Here is a 24,045-nt window from a genome sequence, read left to right as displayed (position 1 = left end):
TCTCAGTCCCGATGTGGCTGATCATCCTCTCAGACCAGCTACGGATCGTCGCCTTGGTAGGCCTTTACCCCACCAACTAGCTAATCCGACTTAGGCTCATCCAATAGCGCAAGGTCCGAAGATCCCCCGCTTTCCCCCGTAGGGCGTATGCGGTATTAGCAGCCGTTTCCGACTGTTGTCCCCCACTACTGGGCAGATTCCTAAGCATTACTCACCCGTCCGCCGCTCGTCAGCGGGGTGCAAGCACCCCCTGTTACCGCTCGACTTGCATGTGTTAAGCCTGCCGCCAGCGTTCAATCTGAGCCATGATCAAACTCTTCAGTTTAAATCATACAAGAACCCGAAAGTTCTTAATTCTTGCTCAAGACAAAACTCAATTTTCGACGAGTCACTGTCCTGATATTTCGTATCCGAAATACCTCGGCCAGCGCCCACACGAATTACTTGGTTAACTTGTTAAAGAGCGTTTGAGCTGTTGCTCAATCAAGGCCGCGTATTCTACATCGTTCCGCCGCCTTGTCAACCGTTGATTTCGAATAATTTCTGAAGCAATTTTTCGAATACTTTCAATCGGTTGCATTCCTTCCGAAAGTTGCCGTAAGCGGCTTGTCCCTCAGAAGTGGTGCGCATTCTACAGGCGTAAGAAAAACTGTCAACGCCCTTTTCCGAAAAAAACCTGCGGGCTTCGGTTTCCACCTACACGCATGATCAATCACTCACCACAACGACTATTTATTGTCCGTTTTGTGACGTATTTCAAGTTCTTTTTAGTGGCACCAGGGACGAAACACCAAACCACCTGGCTCGCACCACCAACAATCCCGCCAGAATTACCGCGTAAACCACCATTTCGGTAATGTCACTTCTTGCCTGCCAGAGGAAGTGCACCCACGCGAGTATCGCTGCCGGGTAAATCAAACGATGCAACGGCTTCCACCACCGCCCGGTACGCTTCATCATTCTCCGGGTAGATGTAATCGCCAGGGGCACCATCGCCAGAAATGCGGCAGCACCGGCAATAATGTAAGGGCGCTTGGTAAAGGTCGCCCAAAGATCCATCCAGCCCAGAATCAGCTGCAGGAAGGCCAGCAGATGCAACGCGGCATAGAAAAAGGCAAACAACCCCAGCATCCGCCGGTAACGCAACCAGCCCGACCAGCCGGTTACTTTCTTTAATGGGGTAATAGCGAGCGTAACCAGAAGCAGCTGGAATGCGGCAATGCCAAGCGCCTCCGTAATCACCTGCCCGGGGTCCGGCCCCAGATTGGCATTAACAATATCAACAACCAGAAAGCCCAGCGGCAGCAGGGCCAAACCAAACACCAGGCACTTTCCGGCAATACTGCGCCACCTATTTGCCACGGCAGATGCCATCAGTAATACCTGGACAGGTCCATGCCCTTGTAAAGGCCGGCCACCTGCTCGCCGTAGCCATTAAACTTTTCAGTCTCGATCCAGTTCGGCCGGAACACGCCCGAAGGCAAACGGCGCTCCATCTTCTGGCTCCAGCGCGGGTGATCCACTTCCGGGTTCACGTTGGCGTAGAAGCCGTATTCGCTTGGCGCAATCATTTCCCAGCTGGATTTCGGCTGCTCTTTCATAAAGCGGATACGCACAATCGACTTGATACTCTTGAAACCGTATTTCCAGGGCACCACCAGGCGGATCGGCGCACCGTTCTGGTTGGGCAAGGTCTTTCCATACAGACCTACCGCCAGAAACGACAACTCGTTCATCGCCTCATCCATACGCAGGCCTTCCCGATAGGGCCAGTCGATGGTACTGAACAGGGATCGCTGCCCCCGCATCTGCTCCGGCGCATCCAGCGTTTCGAAATAGACGAATTTCGCATCCGAGTTCGGCTCCAGGCGTTTGATCACCTCCGCCAGCGGTACACCCACCCACGGGATCACCATTGACCAGGCCTCCACACACCGCAACCGGTAGATCCGCTCCTGGTACTGATGAGGCTTCAGCAAATCCTCCAGCGCGTACTTGCCGGGGTTCGCACACTCCCCCTCTACTTCAACGGACCAGGGGTCCACAGACATTTCCGAAGCATAGCGGGATGGGTCCTGCTTACCGGTGCCGAATTCATAGAAATTGTTGTACGTGGTGATGGCCTCGTACGGGGCCGGTTTCTCGTCGGTGGAGAATTGCGGCGCAGCCTTGTAGTCCAAAACCGTTCCCGGCCGGGTATCTTCCGCCCGAACCAGTCCCGGAATCGACAGCGCAGCGGCTGAAGCAATAGCACCGGTCATGAACTTGCGCCGGTTGAGGTAAACGGATTCCGGGGTTACTTCAGATTCAGGGACAGACCAGGAAGGGCGTTGCTTGATAAACATCGGAGGCTCCAGAGTTCGCGGTTAACAGATAGACCGAACATTCCCGGAGAAATTCCCGCCCGGGCAGGATCCGGGCGGGAAGCAGTTGTCGTCAGGCGCGCTTTGGCTTTTTGCGGAACAAGGCGCGGACCGGACCCGACAACGCATAGATCAGGAACGCAGTGAACAATACGGTGGCCGGGTCTACAGCGATCACTACCAGTATCAAAACCACCAGCAAGATAGCGGCGAAAGGCACCCGCCCCCGCAAATCCAGGTCTTTGAAGCTGCGGTAAAGCACGTTGCTCACCATCAGCACCCCGGCACCGCCGACGACCACAATAGACAGCAAGGTCAGCCAGGCGGACGGTTCAAACTGATGGAAGCACCAGACCAGGCCTGCCACACAAGCGGCTGCAGCCGGGCTCGGCAAACCCACAAAGAACTTTTTATCAACAGAGCCAATCTGGGTGTTGAAGCGAGCCAGCCGCAATGCCGCGCCGGCCACGTAGATGAACGTGATGGCCCAGCCCACTTTATCCAGACCGTTCAGGGCCCAGAAGAAGGCCACCATACCCGGAGCCACGCCGAAGGCCACCATATCGGCCAGGCTGTCATACTCTTCACCGAACTTGCTCTGGGTGTTGGTCATCCGGGCCACCCTGCCGTCCAGGCCGTCCAGAACCATCGACACGAAAATAGCGATGGCGGCGTTATCGAACACGCCGTTGGCGGCAGAGACAATGGCATAGAACCCGGAAAACAGGGATGCGGTGGTCAGGGCATTGGGCAGCAGGTAGATGCCCTTACGGCGCACCTTTGCCCCCTCAACCAACTCTTCCTCGACAACCTCGCCACTTTCAAGGTCCAGCTCTGCAGCCTTGTTCGGTTCAGGCTTGTCGACAGATTTATTCTCTTCAGTCATTCCATAAACTCCGGAAAGCATTTGGGCGGAGTATATACGAAAAACGCGGCCACTAGGGCCGCGCTTTCAAACCGTACCGGAAATTCCGGATCAGTTCTTTTCTTTGTCCACGATCTTGTTCGCGGAAATCCACGGCATCATGGAACGCAGCTTCTCGCCCACAGTCTCGATCTCGTGAGCCGCGTTCTGGCGACGACGAGCCGTCATGGACGGATAGTTCAGGGCACCTTCAGAGATGAACATCTTGGCGTATTCACCACTCTGGATGCGCTTCAGTGCGTTACGCATGGCTTCGCGGGACTGCTCGTTGATCACCTCCGGGCCAGTTACGTACTCGCCGTACTCAGCGTTGTTGGAGATGGAGTAGTTCATGTTGGCGATGCCGCCTTCGTACATCAGGTCAACGATCAGCTTCAGCTCGTGCAGACACTCGAAGTACGCCATTTCCGGAGCGTAGCCCGCTTCGGTCAGGGTTTCGAAACCGGCTTTAACCAGCTCAACCGCGCCACCACACAGAACCGCCTGCTCACCGAACAGGTCGGTTTCAGTTTCGTCTTTGAAGGTGGTTTCGATGATACCGGTACGGCCGCCGCCGATGCCGCTGGCGTAGGACAGGGCTACGTTCTTGGCGTTGCCGGAAGCGTCCTGGAAGATCGCGATCAGATCAGGAATACCGCCGCCCTTGGTGAACTCGGTGCGTACAGTGTGGCCCGGCGCCTTCGGAGCAACCATGATCACGTCCAGGTCTTTACGCGGAACGATCTGGTTGTAGTGGATAGCAAAGCCGTGAGCGAAGGCCAGGGTTGCGCCCTGCTTCAGGTTCGGCTCGATTTCGTCGCGGTACAGCTGGGCCTGGAACTCGTCCGGAGTCAGCACCATAACAACGTCGGCGGAAGCAACGGCAGAAGCCACGTCGCTGGTCTTCAGGCCGTAGGCTTCAGCCTTGGCGATGGAGGAAGAGCCGGCACGCAGGCCAACCACTACGTCTACACCGGAGTCCTTCAGGTTGCACGCGTGCGCGTGGCCCTGGGAGCCGAAGCCCAGAATGGCAACTTTCTTGCCCTGGATGATGGAAAGATCACAATCCTTATCGTAATAAACCTGCATGAGAAACCTCTGTTATCAGTAACAGCCCTTCGGGGCCATAGTGTTCAAATTTTTCGGGCAGCCCTTACAGGCTGAGAACTTTTTCGCCACGGGCGATGCCGGATACACCGGTACGCACCACTTCCAGCACGCCAGACGTGCCTACAGCCTGGATAAAGCCATCAAGCTTGCTGCTGTCGCCGGCCAGCTGAACGGTATAAACCGAACTGGTTACGTCGACAATCTGGCCCCGGAAGATATCCACGGTGCGCTTGATTTCCGCACGCTGGGAACCGGTTGCCTTAAGCTTGACCAGCATCAGCTCACGCTCGATGTGGGCACCTTCGGTCAGGTCTACCAGCTTGACCACTTCAATCAGCTTGTTCAGCTGCTTGGTGATCTGCTCGATAACCTTGTCGGAACCGCTGGTGGTGACGGTCAGGCGAGACAGGGTCTCGTCTTCGGTCGGCGCCACGGTCAGCGTTTCGATGTTGTAGTTGCGCTGGGAAAACAGCCCAACCACGCGGGACAGTGCGCCCGGCTCGTTTTCAAGCAAAACAGAAATGATTCGACGCATGATCACACCCTCTCCGTTTTGCTGAGCCACATATCTTTCATGGAACCACGGGCAACCTGCATCGGGTACACATGCTCGAAGCGGTCCACGTAAATATCCACAAATACCAGCTTGTCTTTCATCGCCAGGACTTCCTTGAGCTTGGGCTCCAGGTCTTCCTTGCGATCAATGCGCACGCCAACATGGCCGTAGGCTTCAGCCAGCTTGATGAAGTCCGGCAGAGACTCCATGTAAGACTGGGAATGACGGGACTCGTAGTTCATGTCCTGCCACTGCTTGACCATGCCCAGGGCCTGGTTGTTCAGGTTGATGATCTTCACCGGCAGGTTGTACTGCTTGCAGGTGGACAGCTCCTGGATGTTCATCTGGATACTGCCTTCACCGGTGAAGCACAATACTTCATCCTCCGGATGGGTCAGCTTGATGCCCATGGCTGCCGGCAGGCCGAAGCCCATGGTGCCGAGGCCACCGGAGTTGATCCAGCGGTTAGGCTTGTCGAACTTGTAGTACTGGGCAGCAAACATCTGGTGCTGGCCCACATCGGTGGTTACGAAGGCATCACCGTTGGTGAGCTTCCAGAGCATCTCGACCACTTCCTGCGGCTTGATCACATCCGGGCTGGTTTCGTAACGCATACCGTGGAACGCGCGCCACTCTTCGATCTGCTTCCACCAGGACCCCAGCGCTTCGGCATCCGGCTTGTCCTTCGACTCTTTGACCAGCGACAGCATTTCTTTCAGTACCGCATCCACCGGGCCAACAATGGGCACGTCTGCATCTACGGTCTTGGAGATAGACGCCGGGTCGATATCGATATGGATAATGCGCGCACCCGGGCAGAACTTCTCGGTGGCGTTGGTTACGCGGTCATCAAAGCGCGCGCCCACACAGAGAATCAGGTCTGAATGGTGCATCGCCATGTTGGCTTCATAGGTGCCGTGCATGCCCAGCCAGCCCAAATGCTGCTTGTCGGTCGCCGGATAGCAGCCGATGCCCATCAGGGTGTTGGTGATGGGGAAGCCCAGGGTCCGGGTCAGCTCGGTCAGCTGGTTTGAGGCCTTGCCCAGGATCACACCGCCGCCGGCATAGATGATCGGGCGCTTGGCCGCCATCAGCATGTCTACGGCTTTCTTGATCTGGCCGGCATGGCCACGAACTGCCGGGTTATAGGAGCGCAGCTTGACCTTCTTCGGATAGGCATACTCATAGCGCTCGTTCGGGGTGGTCATATCCTTGGGGATATCCACCACAACCGGGCCGGGGCGGCCGGTAGAGGCGATGTAGTAAGCCTTGCGGATCACTTCAGGAATTTCTTCCGGATGGCGCACACTGAGGTTGTGCTTAACCACCGGGCGGGAAACACCGATCATGTCGGTTTCCTGGAAGGCATCTTCACCAATCAGTGTAGATGCAACCTGGCCGCACAGAACCACCATGGGGATGGAATCCATGAATGCGGTGGCAATGCCGGTAATAGTGTTGGTGGCTCCAGGACCCGAGGTCACCAGTACGGTACCTGGTTTTCCGGTTGCACGGGCGTAGCCGTCGGCCATGTGGACCGCCGCCTGTTCGTGCCGCACCAGAATATGCTTGACTTTGTCCTGCCTGAACAGCGCATCATAAATATGAAGGGCTGCACCACCCGGATAGCCGTATATGTATTCGATCCCTTCATCCTGCAGGGAGCGGATCAGCATATCGGCGCCAGACAATAACTCCACGATTTCTACCCTCTTCTACGAGTGAATGAGCCGGGTTACGCCCCGGTTGCCTGGATTCTCGGTTTCCCTGCTTCTTGTGAAAGCGGAACCGGCGTACTCCTCCACACCATTTTTAAGAGGTTGTCTCCTGGCCAGCCGCCCTCCTGAGGGTTGCGGAGAACGACCAATCAACGGGTTGCACGTAAGCAACAACCAGTGCCCGCCAGCGGGTGGCGAACGCAGTGTGGTGATTAACGGGGGATACTCGCTCGGGATTGCCTGCCGTATTGACCCCAGTCTTCAGGCAATCTGCAATTCTGACAGCGGGAAACTCACTGTCAATAGGCGCTGTGGCTTAATTGCCACCATTTTCTTAGACACAGGGCCCCGGTTGGCCAATAATGGTGCAAGAGATTTGAACCAGACAGAAGAAAATCCGCATTCGGGGTGGCATCATGTCACCAGGCAGTAATCGAATAACGAGTGGACCTATGAACCGAAAAATCCTGATGCTGGCCGCGATCATGGCCGCCGCCCCTGGCTTCGCCGCCGGTGCCTCCGTATATAAATGGACCGACGACAGCGGCGTAACCCACTTCGGGGATCGCCAGCCTAATGGTGCATCTGCAGAGATTGTTAACGTGCGCACCGGCAAGAGTTCCGGCGGCCAGGCGTCCCGGGTGAGCCCGCAACAGCAGGTTCAGGAAATCCAGGAGCGCCAGCAGGCTGAAACCCAGCAGCGCCAGGAAACGGCCCAGGAAGAAGCCCTGCGCAAACAGCGTGAAGCCAACTGCGCCACCGCCCGCTCCAACCTGGATGTGATCAACAGCAACGCCAGGATCCGGGTAGAAGAAAACGGCGAGATGCGCTATCTCACGCCGGAAGAGATTGAAGAGCAGCGCAAGAAATTCGAAGAAGTGGCAGCGGAAAACTGCGGGCCTATGGAAGAAAGAGAAGAACAGCAAGAACCCGCCGAACAGCGCTGAGCCAAAAAAAGCCAGCCGGGGCCACGAAGCCCCGGCACTGCGCAGCAATTACTTGCTGGCAAACACCACGGCGTTGTCCTGAACCGTCGCCACGATGGTATCCCCCGGCATAAACTCCCCTTTCAGCAGCTTCTGCGCCAACGGGTTTTCGATCAGCCGCTGGATCGCCCGCTTCAGCGGACGGGCACCGTAGACCGGATCGTAGCCCACCTCGGCCAGCAGTTGCATGGCATCTTCGGCGATCTCCAGTTTCATGTCCTGATCCTTCAGGCGCTGCGCCAGGTTCGCGATCTGGATGCGGGCAATGCCCTGGATCTGGTTTTCCGCCAGCGGATGGAACACCACCACTTCATCCACACGGTTGATGAACTCGGGGCGGAAGTGGGTACCCACCACTTCCATCACCGCAGACTTCATGTCTTCGTAGTTCTCCTCGCCCGCCTTCTCCTGAATGATGTGAGAGCCCAGGTTGGAGGTCATCACAATCACCGTGTTGCGGAAGTCCACGGTGCGGCCCTGGCCATCGGTCAGGCGGCCGTCGTCCAGCACCTGCAGCAGGATGTTAAAGACATCCGGGTGGGCTTTCTCTACCTCATCCAGCAACAGCACGGAATAGGGCCGGCGGCGCACCGCTTCGGTCAGGTAACCACCCTCTTCGTAACCCACGTATCCGGGAGGCGCACCAATCAGCCGGGCCACGGAGTGCTTCTCCATGAACTCGGACATATCGATGCGCACCATCGCTTCTTCGGTATCGAACAGGAACGAGGCCAGCGCCTTGCACAGTTCGGTTTTGCCCACACCCGTGGGGCCGAGGAACAGGAAGGAACCGTTGGGGCGGTTCGGGTCTGACAACCCGGCCCGGGACCGGCGCACGGCGTTAGACACTGCTTCCACCGCTTCTTCCTGGCCAATCACCCGGCCGTGCAGCACCTCTTCCATGCGCATCAGCTTGTCGCGCTCGCCTTCCAGCATCTTGGACACCGGAATACCGGTCCACTTGGAAACGATTTCGGCGATTTCCTCATCGGTTACCCGGTTACGCAGCAGTTCCATCTTCTGCATCTCGGCCTGGCCGGCCATTTCCAGCTGGCGTTCCAGTTCCGGAATCTTGCCGTACTGAAGTTCCGACATCCGCCCCAGGTCACCGGAACGGCGGGCGGTTTCCAGGTCAATGCGCGCCTGCTCCAGGTCGCTCTTGATCTTCTGGGAGCCGTGCAGGGCCGCTTTCTCGGCATTCCACACTTCTTCGAGGTCCGAGTATTCCCGTTCCACGCCGGCAATCACATCCGACAACTCCGCCAGTCGCTTCTTGGAGGCGTCGTCTTTCTCTTTCTTCAGGGCCTCGCGCTCGATCTTCAGCTGAATCAGCCGGCGCTCGAGGCGGTCCAGGGCTTCCGGCTTGGAATCCATCTCCATACGGATCTGGCTGGCCGCTTCATCCACCAGGTCGATAGCCTTGTCCGGCAACTGGCGGTCGGTGATGTAGCGATGCGACAACTTGGCGGCAGCGATGATGGCGCCGTCAGTTACCTCAACCCCGTGGTGCACTTCGTAGCGTTCTTTCAGGCCCCGCAGGATGGCAATGGTGTCTTCCTCGCTGGGCTCGGAGACCAGCACCTTCTGGAACCGGCGCTCAAGGGCCGCGTCTTTCTCAATGTTTTCCCGGTATTCATTCAGGGTAGTGGCACCTACGCAGTGCAGCTCACCCCGGGCCAGGGCCGGCTTGAGCATGTTGCCGGCATCCATGGAGCCTTCCGCCTTACCGGCGCCCACCATGGTGTGAATCTCGTCGATGAACAGGATGATCTGGCCTTCCTGCTTCGACAGCTCGTTCAGCACCGCCTTCAGGCGCTCCTCGAACTCGCCCCGAAACTTGGCGCCGGCAATCAGCGAGCCCATATCCAGGGACAGCACCTTCTTGTCTTTCAGGCCATCAGGCACTTCGCCGTTCACAATGCGCTGGGCCAGACCTTCCACAATGGCAGTCTTACCCACACCCGGTTCACCAATCAGCACCGGGTTGTTCTTGCGCCGGCGCTGCAGCACCTGGATGGTACGGCGGATTTCATCGTCCCGGCCAATCACCGGGTCCAGCTTGCCTTGTTCGGCCCGTTCGGTCAGGTCGATGGTGTACTTGGACAACGCCTGACGATTTTCTTCTGCACCTGCATCATTCACGGTTTCACCACCACGCACCTGATCAATAGCTTTTTCCAGGGCGGCTTTGTCTACGCCCTGCTCCCGCAGAATGCGGCCCAGAGAACCCCGGTCTTCCAGCGCCGCCAGCAAGATCAACTCGCTGGAAACAAACTGGTCGCCCCGCTTCTGGGCCTGCTTGTCTGCCATATTCAGCAGCCGGCCCAGATCGTTCGACACCGACACATCGCCGGCGTTGCCCTGCACTTCCGGCAGATTTTCAATTTCCTGGGCGACGGCCTGGCGCACCCGGCCAGCCTCTGCACCCACCTGTTGCAGCAGCGGCTTTACCGATCCGCCCTGCTGATCGAGCAGTGCCTGCATAAGATGCACCGGCTCGATAAAATTATGGTCTTTGCCTACCGCGATCGACTGCGCATCCGCCAAAGCGGACTGCAGTTTGCTGGTCAGCTTGTCGATTCTCATGAGTTCAGTTCCCCGAATTTTTTGCGAATACGCAACACGGCACGCTGCCTTCGGCGTATTCCGATTGCTTTGACATTTAATGTAGGGGCAGGTAGGGGGACTTCAAGCTGGGGGCTGACTATTTCGACGAAAACTTGACGGCCGTCAGCTTCGGCCGGTCAGCCCAGCCAGATAATCGACGCCATACGGCCAGTCTGGCCATCTCGGCGGTAGGAGAAAAACCAGTCCTGGTCGCGCACGGTACACAGGCTACCACCGGATACCGAGCTAACCCCGGTGCGCTGCAGGCGTTGGCGGGCAAGGTGGTAGATATCGGCCATGAAATGGCCGGGGCGGGCACCGGCTGATTTGAAGGCATTAGCGGCTTCCGGGGACTGCTCGATAAAGGCTTCGCGCACTTCCGGGCCCACTTCGAACTGCTTCGGGCCTATGGCGGGGCCCATCCAGGCCACCAGCTCCGAAGGCTCCACCGCCATGGCGGCCACCAGGTTTTCCAGTACACCGCCACACAGGCTGCGCCAGCCGGCGTGGGCCGCGCCCACCACCGTGCCCTTGCGGTCCGCCAGCAGCACCGGCAGGCAGTCGGCCGTCAGGATGGCACAGGCCATTCCGGGAATACGGGTAAAGCTGGCGTCTGCATCCGGGCGGGAACCCACGGTGGCAGGCGTTAATTCAACCACTTCGGTGCCATGCACCTGGTTCAGCCAACCAATGCGGTTGCTGTCCAGCCCGGCGAAGCGGGCCAGGGTTTGGCGGTTTTCCTGCACATGGCCAGGATTATCACCCACGTGGTCGCCCAGATTCAGGCTGCGCCAGGGCGGCCGGCTGACGCCACCTTTACGGGTAGTACACAAGGCCCGCACCCGGCGTGGCGCAGGCCAGTCCGGGCGCAGTACGTCGTGCTCAGTAATCATTCTCTTCCAGTTCCCGGGCATGCTTGCGCAGGGTTTCGATCAGGTGAACCATGTCTTCTGGCAGGGGCACTTCCCAGCTCAGAATCTCACCGGTTTCCGGATGCTCCAGGGTCAGCTGCCGGGCGTGCAGGGCCTGGCGATGGAATGCCGCCAGCACATCCCGCAACTCTTCGGTGGTGCCTTTGGGCAAACGCAGACGACCGCCATAAACAGGATCACCTACCAGCGGATGGCGCACGTGGGTCATGTGTACCCGAATCTGGTGCGTGCGGCCGCTTTCCAGCTTGCAACGAACATGGGTATGGGCGGCAAAGCGCTCAATCAGCCGGTAATGAGTCACTGCCGGCTTACCGGACGACACCACAGCCATGCGCTTGCGATCCTGCGGGTGCCGGCCAATGGGCGCATCCACCGTAGCGCCACCGGTAAGAGAACCCACTACCACGGCCTCGTATTCCCGGCCCATGGTGCGTTCCTGCAGCTGGTTAACCAGCGAGGTGTGGGCAATCAGGCTGCGAGCCACCACCATAATGCCGGAGGTGTCTTTATCCAGCCGGTGCACAATGCCGGCCCGAGGCAGGTTTTCCACTTCCGGCGCATAGTTCAGCAGCGCATTCACCAGGGTACCGTCGGCATGGCCCGCCGCCGGGTGCACCACCAGCCCGGCGGGCTTGTTGATCACCAGCAGGTGCTCGTCTTCGTATACGATATCCAGCGTAATCGGCTCGGCTTCCCAGGTAACCTGCACTTCCGGCTCGGCGCCCAGTTCCAGAACGTCGTCCATCATGACTTTGTCCCTGGGCTTGCGGGCTTCGCCGTTCACCGTGAGCGCCCCGCTTTTGATCCAGGACTGCAGGCGCGAGCGGGAATGCTCGGGCATGAGTTCGGCCGCAGCCTGATCCAGCCGCCGGTCGCTCAGTTCCGGGGGGATGGTGTAATGTCCGGTAATACGGTTATCGGAAGACATTCGGCCTCTTTTTGCTACAATGCGGGGTTCATTCAAGTTGCGACCATTATACGGGATTCCGGCATGAGATCAGTTGTCCGATTACTGCTAATTTCCACTATCATTGCGCTGGCCAGCGGCTGCGCCTCTAATCGTGAAGTGGAAGTACTGCCGGAAGAGACGTACTACGACAACGCCCGCCAGGCCATGAACTCCGGCAACTTCAACGAAGCCGAAGAAAACCTGGACGCCCTGGAAACCTATTATCCGTTCGGCCGCTACGCCGAACAGGCCCAGCTGGACCTGATGTTCGCCCGCTACCAGAACCTGGACCTGGAAGGCTCACGGGCGGCAGCTGACCGCTTTATGCGCCTGAACCCCCAGAGCGACCACCTGGACTACGCCATGTACATGCGTGGCCTGGCGTCTTACAACCTGGACATGGGCCTGGCTGCCCGTTATTTCCCGATTGATGTAGCGGCCCGCAGCCCGGGTGAACAGTTGCAGGCGTTCCGGGACTTCTCCCAGCTGCTGAACCGTTTCCCGGACAGCGAATACGCCCCGGATGCCCGCCAGCGCATGATCGCCATCCGCAACCGCATGGCCGAACTGGAACTGCACGCAGCCCGCTACTACATCAAGCGTGAGGCCTTTGTGGCGGCCAACAACCGGGCACGGTATGTGGTGGAGAACTTCCCGTCTTCCCCGGCGGTTGAAGAAGCCCTGATTCTGCTGGCCGACACTTTCCGCTTTATGGACCTGAAGAAAGGCGCGAGCGATGCCATCGCTACCCTGCGCCAGAACTTCCCCGACAGCGAAGCCTTTGATGAGAACGGTGAGTTCCAGTCTGACCGCCTGCGCCGCCAGAACCGGTCCCTCACCAACGTGGTCACCTTCGGCCTGATGGGCGACGAGTAAGGCCGGCGGCCTTACTTGCCAATTTTCCAGCCGTTGGTAATCGGATACCGGCGGTCTTTGCCAAACCCTCGCTCGGTAATGCGCACCCCGATGGGTGCCTGCCGGCGCTTGTATTCGTTGATATCCACCAGCCTTACCACCCGCTCGACATCCGCCCGCTCAAAACCTTCCGCGACAATGGCCTCGGCACTGTAATCCCGCTCCACGTACAGGTTCAGGATCTGGTCCAGAATGTCGTACCCCGGCAGGCTGTCTTCATCTTTCTGGTCCGGCGCCAGCTCTGCGGACGGCGGCCGGGTAATCACCCGCTCCGGAATGACCGGCGACAGGCTGTTGCGATACCAGGCCAGGCGGAACACCAGGGTTTTCGGCACATCTTTCAGCACATCAAAACCGCCCGCCATATCGCCATACAGGGTGGAATAACCCACTGCCATCTCGCTCTTGTTACCGGTGGTCAGCACCAGAGAACCGAACTTGTTGGACAGTGACATCAGCAACACGCCCCGCAGGCGGGCCTGCAGGTTTTCTTCCGTGGTATCCGGCCTCGTGCCTTCAAAGGGCTTGGCCAGGGTTTGCATGAACACGTCGTACATGGGCTCGATGGAGAACACATCGTACTGAACGCCCATGGCACTGGCCTGGGCCTCGGCATCCTCAAGGCTGGCGCTGGAGGTATAACGAAACGGCATCATCACCGCCCTTACCCGGTCCTTGCCCAGGGCATCGGCAGCCACCGCCAGGGTCACAGCAGAATCGATACCGCCGGATAAACCCAGCACCACGGATTTAAAGCCGTTCTTGTTCACGTAATCCCGAACACCCGTCACCAGTGCGCTGTACACATTGGCTTCCAGGGAAGGCTCCTCCGGCAAGGGCTGAGAGATTGGCTGGCAGTGGTGCTCACACAGGAATTCCACCGGAAACAGGCCATCGGCAAACTGGGGTGCCTCCACCGCCAGCGCACCGGCGTGGTCAACCACCATGGAGCCACCATCAAACACCAGCTCGTCCTGCCCGCCCACCAGGTTTGTGTACACAATGCTCACCCGGTTATCCGCCGCCTTGCGTTCCAGCAGCGCCTTGCGCCGGGCCTGTTTGTCGATGTCGTAGGGGGAAGCATTCAGGTTCAGAATCAGTTGCGCACCGGCGGCTGCGGCATCTTCCAGCGGGCCATCTTTCCAGATGTCCTCACACACGGTGATGCCCACGGGCACGCCTTTGAACTCCATCACCAGAGTATCGCGGCCTTCGGCGAAGTAGCGCTTTTCATCAAACACCTGGTAATTGGGCGGGCAACGCTTGAAATACCGGCCGCGGATTTCGCCTTTCTCGACAACCACCGCGGCGTTATACAACAAGCCGCCGGTGCGCACCGGGGCACCGATTACCATGGCCGGTTCCAGGCTGGCCTGCTGCAAACGTTCAAGGGCCTCGGCAATGCGCAGGTCCAGGCTCGGCCTCAGTAGCAGGTCTTCCGGCGGATAGCCGGTCAGGCACAGCTCCGGAAACAGCACGATATCGGCCTTGTGCTGCTCGTGCGCCTGCCGGGTGGCCTTCAGTACCAACTCGGTATTACCCGGAATGTCGCCAACCAGAAAGTCCAGCTGGGCCATAACCACCCGCAGCTTGCGGGGGGAGTCTGAATCGGCGGATGCGGTTCCGGGTGTGGCCATGCAAAGGCTCCTGTAACTTGTTGCCATGAAAAGGCTATTATAACCCCGCAAAGGCAAGGATTTCTTCCGGGCAGAGGCAATAACCCCTTCATGGCAACCGAGCTTACCAACACAACCCATGCCCGCTCCCCGTTCGGGCCACCGGCAAAATACCAGCAGGCGCGCCTGTTCCGGATCTACAACCACTACCGGGTAGTCATCAGCCTGCTGCTGGTTGCCCTGCTGTTTGTAGACCCTTTCACCGCAGACACCCGTTTCCGCTGGCTGGATTACTACCAGGCCGGGGTGGTTTCGTACCTGGCCCTGAATGGCTTTATCGCCCTGCTTCTGCTGGCCGGCTTCCAGCCCCGGCAGCGGCACATCATCCTGTCCATACTGGCAGACATCCTGGTGATGCACGGCTTGCTGCTGGCCAGTTCCGGCATTACCAACGGGCTGGCCAACCTGGTGATTGTGGCCGTGGCCGCCGGCAACATCCTGACCCCCACCCGCATGGGCACCTTCTACGCCGCACTGGCGGCCATCTGCTCGCTGGGCATCTCCGGCTGGGCAGTGATCACCATCAACGAAAGTGCCGACGACATTGTTCGGGCCGGTTCTTTGGGCATCCTGTATTTCGCCACGGCGGTCATTCTGCAGGGCATTTCCAAACGGGTGATCCGCAGTGAAGCCCTGGCCAGCAGCCGGGCCAGGAGCATTGCCGAGCTGGAGCAGATCAACCAGCAGATCATCCAGCGCATGCGCACCGGCATTCTGGTACTGGACCGGCACGGGTATATACGGCTGGCAAATGCGGCGGCCGAGGAACTGCTGTTCGGCACAGCTACCCATGAAAACGGTACAGCGCACAACCACCGGGAATTACCCCCGCCCCTGAAAAAAGGCCTGGAATTGTGGCTGAGGCACCCCGACCGGCGAATAGAACCCTTCCAGCCATCATCCACATCACCGCTGCTGCAAGCCAGCCTGACCCAGCTGGATCAGGAGCAAGGCGACCTGATACTGGTGTTCATCGAAGACATGAGCAAGGTTACCCAGCAGGCCCAGCAAATGAAGCTGGCCTCACTGGGCCGCCTGACCGCCGGCATCGCCCATGAAATCCGCAACCCGCTGGGCGCCATCAGCCACGCGGCCCAGCTGATGGAAGAATCTCCCCACCTGGACAAAGCCGACCAGCAGATGCTGGATATCATTCGCCGGCATTCCCGGCGGGTGAACGGCATTATCGAAAACGTACTGGACTTGTCCCGCCGCCGGGCAGCCGATACCGAACTGGTGGATGTGGCCAGCTGGCTTGAAGAGTTCCGCCAGGACTTCCTGCAAACCCTGGACGACGACACCCCCGTACAGATTGAACTCTTCTGCGATGACGCCATACCCGCCGCCCGGTTCGATAAAAGCCAGGTTGAACAGGTGCTGGTAAACCTGTGTGACAATGGTTTGCGGTACAGCAAACAGCACAGCGGCCAAAACAGGATACAATTAGCCGCAGGCACCAGTGCCGATGGCGAGCGGGCCTTTGTGGATGTTAAGGATTTCGGCCCCGGTATTGCCCCGGAACACCGCAACTCCGTGTTCGAGCCGTTTTTCACCACCGACAAAAGCGGCACCGGCCTTGGCCTGTACCTGGCCCGGGAACTGTGTGAAGCCAACCAGGCGCACCTGTCGCTGGTGGAAGATGGCGAACCCGGCTGCCGCTTCCGGATCACCTTCGCCCATCCGGGCCGGATGATCTGACCGCCGGGCTGCCAACGCACTGCCATTCATCAAAGAACTGAACACAGATAATGACAAAACAGACCGCGCTGATCGTAGACGACGAACCGGATATCCGGGACCTGCTGGAAATCACCCTCACCCGCATGGGCATAGAGGCCTACACCGCGCCCGACCTGGCCAGCGCCCGGAGTTTACTGGCCCGGCACCAGCCTAACCTGTGCCTGACCGACATGAACCTGCCGGATGGCAACGGCATAGAACTGGTGCAGTGGATTCAGGAACACAGCCCCTGCACCCCGGTAGCCGTGATTACCGCCTACGGCAGCATGGACACTGCCATTGAATCGCTAAAAGCCGGCGCCTTTGATTTTGTCTCCAAACCGGTGGAACTGCCCCGGCTGCGGGAGTTGGTAAACAGCGCCCTGAAGCTGTCCGAGCCAAAACTACAGCCGGCCGAAGAGAACGACGAGCCCGGCCTGCTGCTGGGAGAATCCCCGCAAATCCGCAAACTGCGCAATCAGACCCGCAAACTGGCTCGCAGCCAGGCCCCCGTGTTTATCAGCGGCGAATCCGGCAGCGGTAAAGAACTGGTTGCCCGGATGATCCACCTGCAAGGCCCGAGAGCCGACGGCCCGTTCATCGCCGTCAACTGCGGAGCCATACCGTCGGAACTGATGGAAAGCGAATTCTTCGGCCACAAGAAAGGCAGCTTCACCGGCGCCATTGACAATAAACCCGGCCTGTTCCGCAGCGCCGACGGCGGCACTCTTTTCCTGGACGAAGTGGCCGACTTGCCCCTGGCCATGCAGGTTAAACTGCTACGCGCCATTCAGGAAAAAGCCGTGCGGCCGGTGGGCGATACCAAAGAAATCCCCGTGGATATCCGTGTGTTGAGTGCCACTCATAAAAACCTGGCTGAGCTGGTGCAGTACGGCAATTTCCGCCAGGACCTGTTCTACCGTATTAATGTGATCGAACTGGCGGTACCGCCACTGCGGGATCGGAGCGAAGATATCTCACTGCTGGCCCGCCACATTCTCGAACGCATTGCCCGTGAATACGAATGCGAGCCCGCGACACTGACACACGATGCCGTTAACCGCCTGCAGAATTACGACTTCCCCGGCAACGTGCGGGAGCTGGAAAACATCCTGGAACGGGCCTTCACCCTGTGCGATGACGATGCCATCGACGCCGAAGATCTGCACCTGAATGGCGGGGTGGGGCCCGATATGCCAGCCCCGGCGGCTGACCCAGCCAACGCTGGTACTTCAACATCAAACAACAAAACCACGCCCGCCAACACCATACCCGATGGCGAAATGAATCTGGAAAACTTTCTGGAGGGCATTGAACGCCAGGCTATCGAGAAAGCGCTGGAAGCGACACGCTGGAATAAAACGGCGGCGGCCCGGCGTTTGGGCATCAGTTTTCGGGCATTGCGGTATCGGTTGAAGAAGCTGGGGATGGATTGATTGCCCGCCAGTTTGGGCTATAGTCGGTGTGAGCCGGATGCTCGCCCATTGAATACAAGACAAGGAACCGTCTATGGCACCTGCACGGATTTCAGCTGGCTTCACGTTGGTGGAGTTGATGATTGTGATCGTACTCATCTCAGTGATTGCCAGCTACGCGATTCCCTCCATGGGAAGCCTCATCGAAAACTCCCGCCGGCATTCCGCAGTCAGCGACATGATCACACTGATTAACCTGGCCCGAAACACGGCCATCATGGATCAGCAAACCGTCACCGTTTGCCCGCTAGATTCAGCCAATCAGTGCACTGACAGCTGGAATACACTACCAATCACCGCCTTTCGGGACCCAAACGCTGATCGGGTTCTTGCTCACGAAGACGATATCGTGCGTATCACCCATCTCGCGAAAGGCGGCAGCTGGGAGGGGAATACCGCTAACCGGCCGTATTTTCGATTCTTTGCTTCCGGCATGGCCAGTTACGCGATCGGCAATCTGGTCTGGTGCCCGGATGATAACGACAGCCACCTGGCTGCACAGATTGTCGTTAACATGGGTGGCCGACCGAGGCTTTCCGAGGATGAAGACGGTGACGGCCTTCTGGAAGACGCCAGCGGTAATGCGGTGACCTGCAGTTGACATCCTGCAGGTCCGTTAATCATTCAAACCAGGTATTCTCGCCCGCACCGATGCTTCCGGAGTTGTCCGCATCCCATTCGCGCACGCCGTTGGAGTGGAGCTGCAGAAAGCCGTCGCCCGACTGGCCGTTTTTAGGCGTTGCCCGCAACGTGAATGAATTAGCCTGTAAATCCTGAATGGTGAGATCGTAAAACTTGGCGTTACCATCCAGGGGCGCCTCATCGGGAAACAGATCGCTCGGTGGAGCGCTTGGCACTCCATTGCCGTCATCTGCACCTGCATAGGTGTTGTTCTGGGTGTAGTAACGCTCCATGGCACTGGCAAACTGCATAAGCACCCCCTGGGCGTCACCACGTCGGGCTTTTTCTACGTAGCCTTGATAGTTCGGGTAAGCGATAGCAGCAACAATACCGATGATGGCAACAACGAACATCAGTTCAATCAGAGTAAAACCGCAACAAGATTTATTCATAGAGCTCCTGCCAGCTTTGCCTTCCCAGTTGGCCCTGAGCCCGGCCAGTCTCTACCCGTTCCTTCCAAAGCTTGCCATCCCAACGCGGCATGAACGCATCCGAGCCAATAATGCTTGCTTCAGAGACTTTACCACCCCTGACTTGTATACCCACAAAGGAATCCTCCAGCTTTGCCCAAACCGGCTGATCCGGAGTTGTGCCATCCAGACCGAATGCCATCAACCAGCTTTCACCACCGTTATCACAAGGATCGGCGTCTGGTGTTTGCGTATTCACAAAAACCGTTCGCCCCCTGACCTGGGGCGCTTGCACAATCCGCTCTCCAGGCGCCGGCAAATCCACGTACCATCCTGCGTACTTGGCGGCATCAAAACTGTCTCCATTAGAAGTCCTTACCTTCTGTGTATTGCCATCAATACTCAGCGACGTCCTGATCAAATCACGGCGAGCCAGGTCAGAGCGCGTTATCCCGGCGTGCTTATCAAAAATCCCATAAAAACTCTGCACCGTACTGTCAGCAATATCACCTTGATGCAGGTATTTGCCTGTTCCAAACAGCACCATTGTTTGCCGTTCCGGATACCGGATAACCGCAGGTGGCGATGTAATGGGTTGAGCAGCACCATCAACGCGAGCAGTCAGCAAAGGCTTTTTATAAGCATTTGCCCAGGCTTTCTGGCCATTCTGAGCCGCAACCCAGAGATTACCCTCCAGGTCACCGGCATAAACCCGGTCGATAATGCTGTCGCCATCCAGATCAACTTGCCGTATCGGCGACAACCCGGTTGCGCCTTCGCCCGTTTCAAAAGCGATAAAACGGTAGTTCACGCCCTCTTGCCAGGTCCCGGATAATCCGCCTTCAATGTCCAGCATGAATAAACCGGTTGCCGGCGACTCGGCGCCATAACCATTAGGCAAAAACACGGTCCACCGCTTCTCGCCCTTACCCCAATCGGCCAGGCCTATTTTCGGTGGCTCAAGCTGATAGCCCATGCGGGCGTCATCCGTTGAGCTGAATTCCCACATGGGAAGGCCGGCTGCAACATCTGCAAAGATCTTGGGCTCTGTAACGTCCAAAGCAAAAATGCCCTTGGCCCCGGTGCGAGCACCACCCACCAAAACGGTGCGCCAACGTTTAAAGCCATCACTGGCACCACGGGTATGAACATCTGAGACTACGGGCGTGAGATCCACATAATAGCGGTGCTGATACCCGGGGTTAGTCAGATAGTGGAGACCACGATCATCCGCGGAAGACGCCAAAAACTCGGGAATATAAGCAAACAGCTCTTCCCCGGTATCGGCGGAAAAACCATGGAGCATGCCGTCATTAGCCCCCACATACACCATGGCCTGCCGACCATCGTATTGGCCCCGAAACTTACTGTAGCCCGCAAAGGGGCCATTGCCCGGCCATGGGAGGGACGGAGATTGAACGTAAACCGGCCGGGAATGAACCATGTCCCCAAGCAAACTTTCGCGCTGGCGCAAGCCTGCTACGGCATGCCCTTGAAAATACCTGACACGTTCAGCTGCGGTGAAATCCCCTTGGTTCAAATCATCTCGCATGCGATTGCTAAAGCCAGAAATACTTGCCGGCGCAAAAGCGACACCGTTACCAGTATCGCCGTTGTAGGTATAAAGAGCCCTGGGATTTGCTTGCAAATCACGGCTATCCAGCACTTCCCCTGCCTGCCAAAGATGAACACTGGCTTGATTCGGCTCGTAACCTATCTCCGAGGCATCCGTTGCTTTCAAACTACCGGTCCAGTGAGACGGGTTAAAACTGGCTCCGAACAAGGCTGAGTCGGGTGCGGTAGTGGTGGAACCAGATGTCAGCCCCGACTCGCTTGCCTCATTATTTGCCAGAAGATGCTTAAATGCGCCGGCAAGACGCTCACCGATATTTTCCTGGCCATCAATTCGATAAATGGTAACGGGTTGCTCACCCTCAAGATCAGGACGAACATCCTCTATGCGGCCAACCACAGCAGGATCGGGATGCTGCACCACAGGCGATTCGGCTGACCGGGCTCCGCCGAATGCAACAATGGCATTCGCCTGGCACCTGTACTGAACCGGATCGTCAGTCCCGCTGGTATTTTGAAACAACCGAAGCGCCAGTGCCTGAAGCTCCCCAAAAGCCCCACTACCGGCATGCCAGTCAGCCTCGTTCAAGTAATCAATAACCCTGCCGAGCCCTTGAGCAACCGGCCCTGTGCCACTTTCACCGGCAACCACCGCGCTATAACCCAGAAACCCGGCATGGCGCTGAATCAACCCTTCCGGCTCTGAAAGGCTGTTACCGGTAACACAATTGTCTTCCAGACCAACGCTTGCGTCACACACTTTCACCCTGGCACTGATTCGGTAAGAATATTGGTCTGCTTCGTTCTGGCCATCGGCATAGGGATACTCTTCCGGATTAAAGTCCTGCACGGGCCGCTCCGCCTCACTGCCAGAAACACCGGGGGTCACGATGATTGAGGGCCCGGCCCCACTGGCCAGAACCGTAAGTTCCGACACCGGGTAGCCGAGCTCCGTTTTAAAAGGCGCAGCACCCTGAACTACTTGAGTACCTCGAATAGTTCGTTGATGCTCCACTGTATTGTTTGTGGCCAACGCGGGCTGTAGCCAGATTTCATCATCCTCATCCCGAACCCGATTACCGCCCGTCAAGGTCTGTCGATAATGATCTGCGGGTGTCGCTGTCACCCAATTAAGAAAATTGCCACTCCACTCACCATCACCACCACAATAGCGATCTTCAGCCCGCCTGGCAGGGTGAAAGTGCCGCCCAGACTCCCGTTCTTCGAAGTGATAGAGATAGCACTTGCCTGGATCAAAGTATCCGGTAAAAACGGCATCACTGCTGTAAGCACCACCATGAAGAAAACTCTCGCCACCAGCCATCGGTGCAAACACAACGGCTCCCGGCACACCTTGCGTATCTGCCAAATAAAGCGGCTTCTGCGGCATGGTTAACGCTTCAGCCCCCTGCACAAATCCGGAAGCAACGGCCATTCCCGTGGCCAGCCATAAAGTCCATTTACTCATAACCATTCCTTACGTTCTTAATCTCCTGGGACGTTCAATCACATCTCTCTTGCGTAATAACTCTCTATCAGCCTTTGGCCTTTCTCGTTTGCGCCAGCTGTCCACACCACAATCCGAAAGGCCTGTGCATTCACCTGCGGCCGGGTATGGCCGTACCCTTCAACCGCAAGACCAGTGACAGCATCTGTTCTGGTCAAGTCACCCACATGCTGAATAAAGTATTTCGGAGCAGTGCCAGAAATAGCTGTCGCGCTGCGCACGCCAACGCCGCTTTCCCAATCATGGGTTAAAGCCCCCGGCGCCGTGTCTGAAGGGCCATACAGCCCATCCGTCCCGTCAAAAACGGCCAGCGTGCCGATACCCTCAAGGAACTTTTCGGCATCGTGCAAACCGGACTCGACAATCTCAATCGAGGCGATCCCACCAGCCATTCCAGCCACCATTCGTTGCTGCATAATGCTGCTCTGCATGGTGGAAGACGCCAGTAGTGTGAGAACAAGCAATAGCAACATGGAGAGAATCAACGCTGCGCCAGATTCCCGCCCACCGATCAACATCCTGTTGGTTTGCATCCTTAAATCCGATTTCGTAATGCCGTTGTTGCGGTGTACACGCGATAAAGAAAGGTGTCATTCTCGCCGCTTGTTGTCTCCAGCGACGGGTCAGCCAAGCAATCCAGCCAACCTGGATAACAATAACTTTGATCGCCATCGGTCAGCCCCTGGATTCCGGAGCGGACTAAAAAGCTCATCCTGATAACAACGGCCTGATCAGCGTGATCCGGATCGCCTGGCGGAGACCAGACATCCACGCGCCCATCGCCATTGGCATCGCGCCCCAATTCAAACTGGAAGTCCCGAACGCCTTCCAACAGCGCAACAGGGTCAAGCAACACACCGTCCAACACCAATTCACGGTGCCCCGTTCTGGTGTTGTCTCTGAGGTAAAATATTTTTTGGTCGGGCAAATAAACCATCGCCCCCCGGGGATCGTCGTTATAGGAAGGAGTGATGGTCTTCGTGGCATTACCTGGCCCTTCACTGACATTGCCGGTGTTGTGAACCAGAACGCCATTGTTGCTGTTCACGTTGGTTACCTGAAACATGTGTCCCCGGTGACAATTGGTCACCACAACAATGTCGTTTTCAGCGAACCCACTCGCATCCTGTACTTTCAGGTTGGCTGCCGTGGGGCTCGGCTGCTGAGTCACGCTCACCCCACTTCCACTGGCAAGGCCACCTAGTATCAGCTGATCAGACTGATCCGGCCCTGTACCGTTCTCCCCATCCAGACCCCGTAACAGCAAGCCGAATTCTGACCCACTGTTCTCATTCAGCAGGCTCGTGACACGGCCCTGTAATACCTCTTTTGATCCCTGGCACCCCCAGTAATCCGCGTTGCGAATTGCACGGGATAAAACTGACAGGGCCATGCGCCCGTTTTCCTGAGTGCGGGCACTGGCTGTCGCCACATCAAAGGTTTGCTTGTTGGCCAGAAAAATACGGGTAAGGCCCGCCACCAGAAGTAAAGACAAGGTCAGCGCAATCATCACCTCTACTAACGTGAAACCGCGATGAATGATCCGCATCACTCACCTAGCCTCGCGGTTACGGTAAAGGTTTGCTCTTCGACATCGTTGTGGAGTTGTCTTTCCGGCCACGTGATCGAAATAACGGCCGAAGAAACAGCGGCACCTGAATTAAAAACAACTTCGCCTTTCGCCGAAGGAATATCGTGAGCCAGTTGCTGTTCCCAGGCCTTCAGGTCGTCAGCGCCAAGCGGCCTGCTGTTATTGGCACGAATCAGATCAGCCATGGACTGAGCATGAAAGGCGACCTGAGACCTCAGATGTGTATTGTTGATCTGTTTGAGGGCCAGGTACTGCATGCTGATCACACCCATCAGGCCAATCAGCAAGATAAGAAGGGAAACCACCACTTCGATCATGGTGAAGCCAAGCTGCGAATTCCGGCAGCCTGGACTTTTGAGGGGTAAGCACATCCT

Annotated in this window: 20 protein-coding genes and 1 rRNA gene; 5 read left to right on the top strand and 16 right to left on the bottom strand. The window is 57.6% G+C overall.

Translation table 11 applies throughout. The features are described from left to right. From LWH94_RS06250 to LWH94_RS06220, 7 genes are all read right to left on the bottom strand, one after another. Positions 1 to 325, bottom strand: a 16S ribosomal RNA gene (locus tag LWH94_RS06250); the annotation flags it as partial. 431 nt (positions 326 to 756) lie between these two features. Next, positions 757 to 1,374, bottom strand: coding sequence for a sulfite oxidase heme-binding subunit YedZ (locus LWH94_RS06245; RefSeq protein ID WP_232901571.1), 618 nt, complete (start codon positions 1,372 to 1,374; stop codon positions 757 to 759). Then, positions 1,374 to 2,345 (bottom strand): protein-methionine-sulfoxide reductase catalytic subunit MsrP, encoded by a 972-nt coding sequence (gene msrP / locus LWH94_RS06240; protein ID WP_232901570.1) that lies wholly within the window; start codon positions 2,343 to 2,345, stop codon positions 1,374 to 1,376. Before msrP ends, LWH94_RS06245 begins: the two co-directional genes overlap by 1 nt. A gap of 91 nt (positions 2,346 to 2,436) precedes the next feature. Next, positions 2,437 to 3,249, bottom strand: coding sequence for a CDP-diacylglycerol--serine O-phosphatidyltransferase (pssA, locus tag LWH94_RS06235; protein WP_022987781.1), 813 nt, complete (start codon positions 3,247 to 3,249; stop codon positions 2,437 to 2,439). Positions 3,250 to 3,339: 90 nt separating this feature from the next. Further along, the gene (gene ilvC, locus LWH94_RS06230) at positions 3,340 to 4,356 is read right to left on the bottom strand and encodes a ketol-acid reductoisomerase (RefSeq protein WP_058341567.1); all 1,017 of its coding nucleotides are present in this window, start codon (positions 4,354 to 4,356) and stop codon (positions 3,340 to 3,342) included. 64 nt (positions 4,357 to 4,420) lie between these two features. After that, a complete protein-coding gene (ilvN, locus tag LWH94_RS06225; protein WP_036218832.1) occupies positions 4,421 to 4,912 on the bottom strand; it encodes an acetolactate synthase small subunit in 492 nt (163 codons plus the stop codon). A gap of 2 nt (positions 4,913 to 4,914) precedes the next feature. Then, positions 4,915 to 6,633 carry an acetolactate synthase 3 large subunit gene (locus tag LWH94_RS06220; protein ID WP_232901569.1) on the bottom strand — a complete coding sequence of 573 codons (1,719 nt, stop codon included), beginning with the start codon at positions 6,631 to 6,633 and terminating at the stop codon, positions 4,915 to 4,917. A 470-nt stretch (positions 6,634 to 7,103) separates the two neighbouring features. Between LWH94_RS06220 and LWH94_RS06215 the strand changes: the two genes are divergently transcribed. Beyond that, the gene (locus LWH94_RS06215; RefSeq protein WP_232901568.1) at positions 7,104 to 7,598 is read left to right on the top strand and encodes a DUF4124 domain-containing protein; all 495 of its coding nucleotides are present in this window, start codon (positions 7,104 to 7,106) and stop codon (positions 7,596 to 7,598) included. A 48-nt stretch (positions 7,599 to 7,646) separates the two neighbouring features. Here LWH94_RS06215 and clpB read toward each other — a convergent pair whose 3' ends face one another. The 3 genes from clpB to rluD all read right to left on the bottom strand — a co-directional run bounded on the left by clpB (position 7,647) and on the right by rluD (position 12,104). Further along, entirely contained in the window at positions 7,647 to 10,223 is a 2,577-nt protein-coding gene (gene clpB, locus LWH94_RS06210) for an ATP-dependent chaperone ClpB (RefSeq protein WP_232901567.1), read from the bottom strand. Between the two features lie 158 nt (positions 10,224 to 10,381). Further along, positions 10,382 to 11,137 (bottom strand): peptidoglycan editing factor PgeF, encoded by a 756-nt coding sequence (gene pgeF / locus LWH94_RS06205; RefSeq protein ID WP_199458083.1) that lies wholly within the window; start codon positions 11,135 to 11,137, stop codon positions 10,382 to 10,384. Next, complete coding sequence (rluD, locus tag LWH94_RS06200; protein WP_232901566.1) at positions 11,127 to 12,104, bottom strand: 23S rRNA pseudouridine(1911/1915/1917) synthase RluD; 978 nt, start codon at positions 12,102 to 12,104, stop codon at positions 11,127 to 11,129. Before rluD ends, pgeF begins: the two co-directional genes overlap by 11 nt. A 63-nt stretch (positions 12,105 to 12,167) precedes the next feature. Between rluD and LWH94_RS06195 the strand changes: the two genes are divergently transcribed. Beyond that, complete coding sequence (locus tag LWH94_RS06195; protein WP_232901565.1) at positions 12,168 to 13,001, top strand: outer membrane protein assembly factor BamD; 834 nt, start codon at positions 12,168 to 12,170, stop codon at positions 12,999 to 13,001. An 11-nt stretch (positions 13,002 to 13,012) separates the two neighbouring features. On the opposite strand, the gene LWH94_RS06190 is transcribed toward LWH94_RS06195, so the two are convergent. Beyond that, positions 13,013 to 14,677 (bottom strand): NAD+ synthase, encoded by a 1,665-nt coding sequence (locus LWH94_RS06190; RefSeq protein WP_232901564.1) that lies wholly within the window; start codon positions 14,675 to 14,677, stop codon positions 13,013 to 13,015. Between the two features lie 90 nt (positions 14,678 to 14,767). Between LWH94_RS06190 and LWH94_RS06185 the strand changes: the two genes are divergently transcribed. From LWH94_RS06185 to LWH94_RS06175, 3 genes are all read left to right on the top strand, one after another. Beyond that, positions 14,768 to 16,414: a sensor histidine kinase gene (locus LWH94_RS06185; RefSeq protein WP_232901563.1), complete on the top strand. Its 1,647-nt coding sequence runs from the start codon at positions 14,768 to 14,770 to the stop codon at positions 16,412 to 16,414. Between the two features lie 50 nt (positions 16,415 to 16,464). Then, positions 16,465 to 17,871: a sigma-54-dependent transcriptional regulator gene (locus tag LWH94_RS06180; RefSeq protein ID WP_232901562.1), complete on the top strand. Its 1,407-nt coding sequence runs from the start codon at positions 16,465 to 16,467 to the stop codon at positions 17,869 to 17,871. Positions 17,872 to 17,944: 73 nt separating this feature from the next. Continuing rightward, a complete protein-coding gene (locus tag LWH94_RS06175) occupies positions 17,945 to 18,511 on the top strand; it encodes a GspH/FimT family pseudopilin (protein ID WP_232901561.1) in 567 nt (188 codons plus the stop codon). A gap of 19 nt (positions 18,512 to 18,530) precedes the next feature. Here LWH94_RS06175 and LWH94_RS06170 read toward each other — a convergent pair whose 3' ends face one another. The 5 genes from LWH94_RS06170 to LWH94_RS06145 are packed head-to-tail and all read right to left on the bottom strand — an operon-like array spanning position 18,531 to position 24,042. Continuing rightward, positions 18,531 to 18,983, bottom strand: a complete 453-nt coding sequence (locus LWH94_RS06170) for a type IV pilin protein (RefSeq protein ID WP_269802498.1) — start codon at positions 18,981 to 18,983, stop codon at positions 18,531 to 18,533. Then, complete coding sequence (locus tag LWH94_RS06160; protein WP_232901560.1) at positions 18,976 to 22,041, bottom strand: pilus assembly protein; 3,066 nt, start codon at positions 22,039 to 22,041, stop codon at positions 18,976 to 18,978. Before LWH94_RS06160 ends, LWH94_RS06170 begins: the two co-directional genes overlap by 8 nt. Positions 22,042 to 22,079: 38 nt before the next feature. Next, positions 22,080 to 22,613, bottom strand: coding sequence for a pilus assembly PilX family protein (locus tag LWH94_RS06155; protein ID WP_232901559.1), 534 nt, complete (start codon positions 22,611 to 22,613; stop codon positions 22,080 to 22,082). A 2-nt stretch (positions 22,614 to 22,615) separates the two neighbouring features. Then, entirely contained in the window at positions 22,616 to 23,629 is a 1,014-nt protein-coding gene (locus tag LWH94_RS06150) for a PilW family protein (RefSeq protein ID WP_232901576.1), read from the bottom strand. Then, the gene (locus LWH94_RS06145; protein ID WP_232901558.1) at positions 23,629 to 24,042 is read right to left on the bottom strand and encodes a type IV pilus modification PilV family protein; all 414 of its coding nucleotides are present in this window, start codon (positions 24,040 to 24,042) and stop codon (positions 23,629 to 23,631) included. The genes LWH94_RS06150 and LWH94_RS06145 overlap by 1 nt, the downstream gene beginning before the upstream one ends. Positions 24,043 to 24,045: the final 3 nt, after the last annotated feature.

Source organism: Marinobacter sp. G11 (assembly GCF_021282325.1).
GTDB classification, from domain to species: Bacteria; Pseudomonadota; Gammaproteobacteria; order Pseudomonadales; family Oleiphilaceae; genus Marinobacter; species Marinobacter vinifirmus.
Note: the sequence above shows the minus strand (reverse complement) of the source record. Positions and strands in the feature narration are given on the sequence as shown.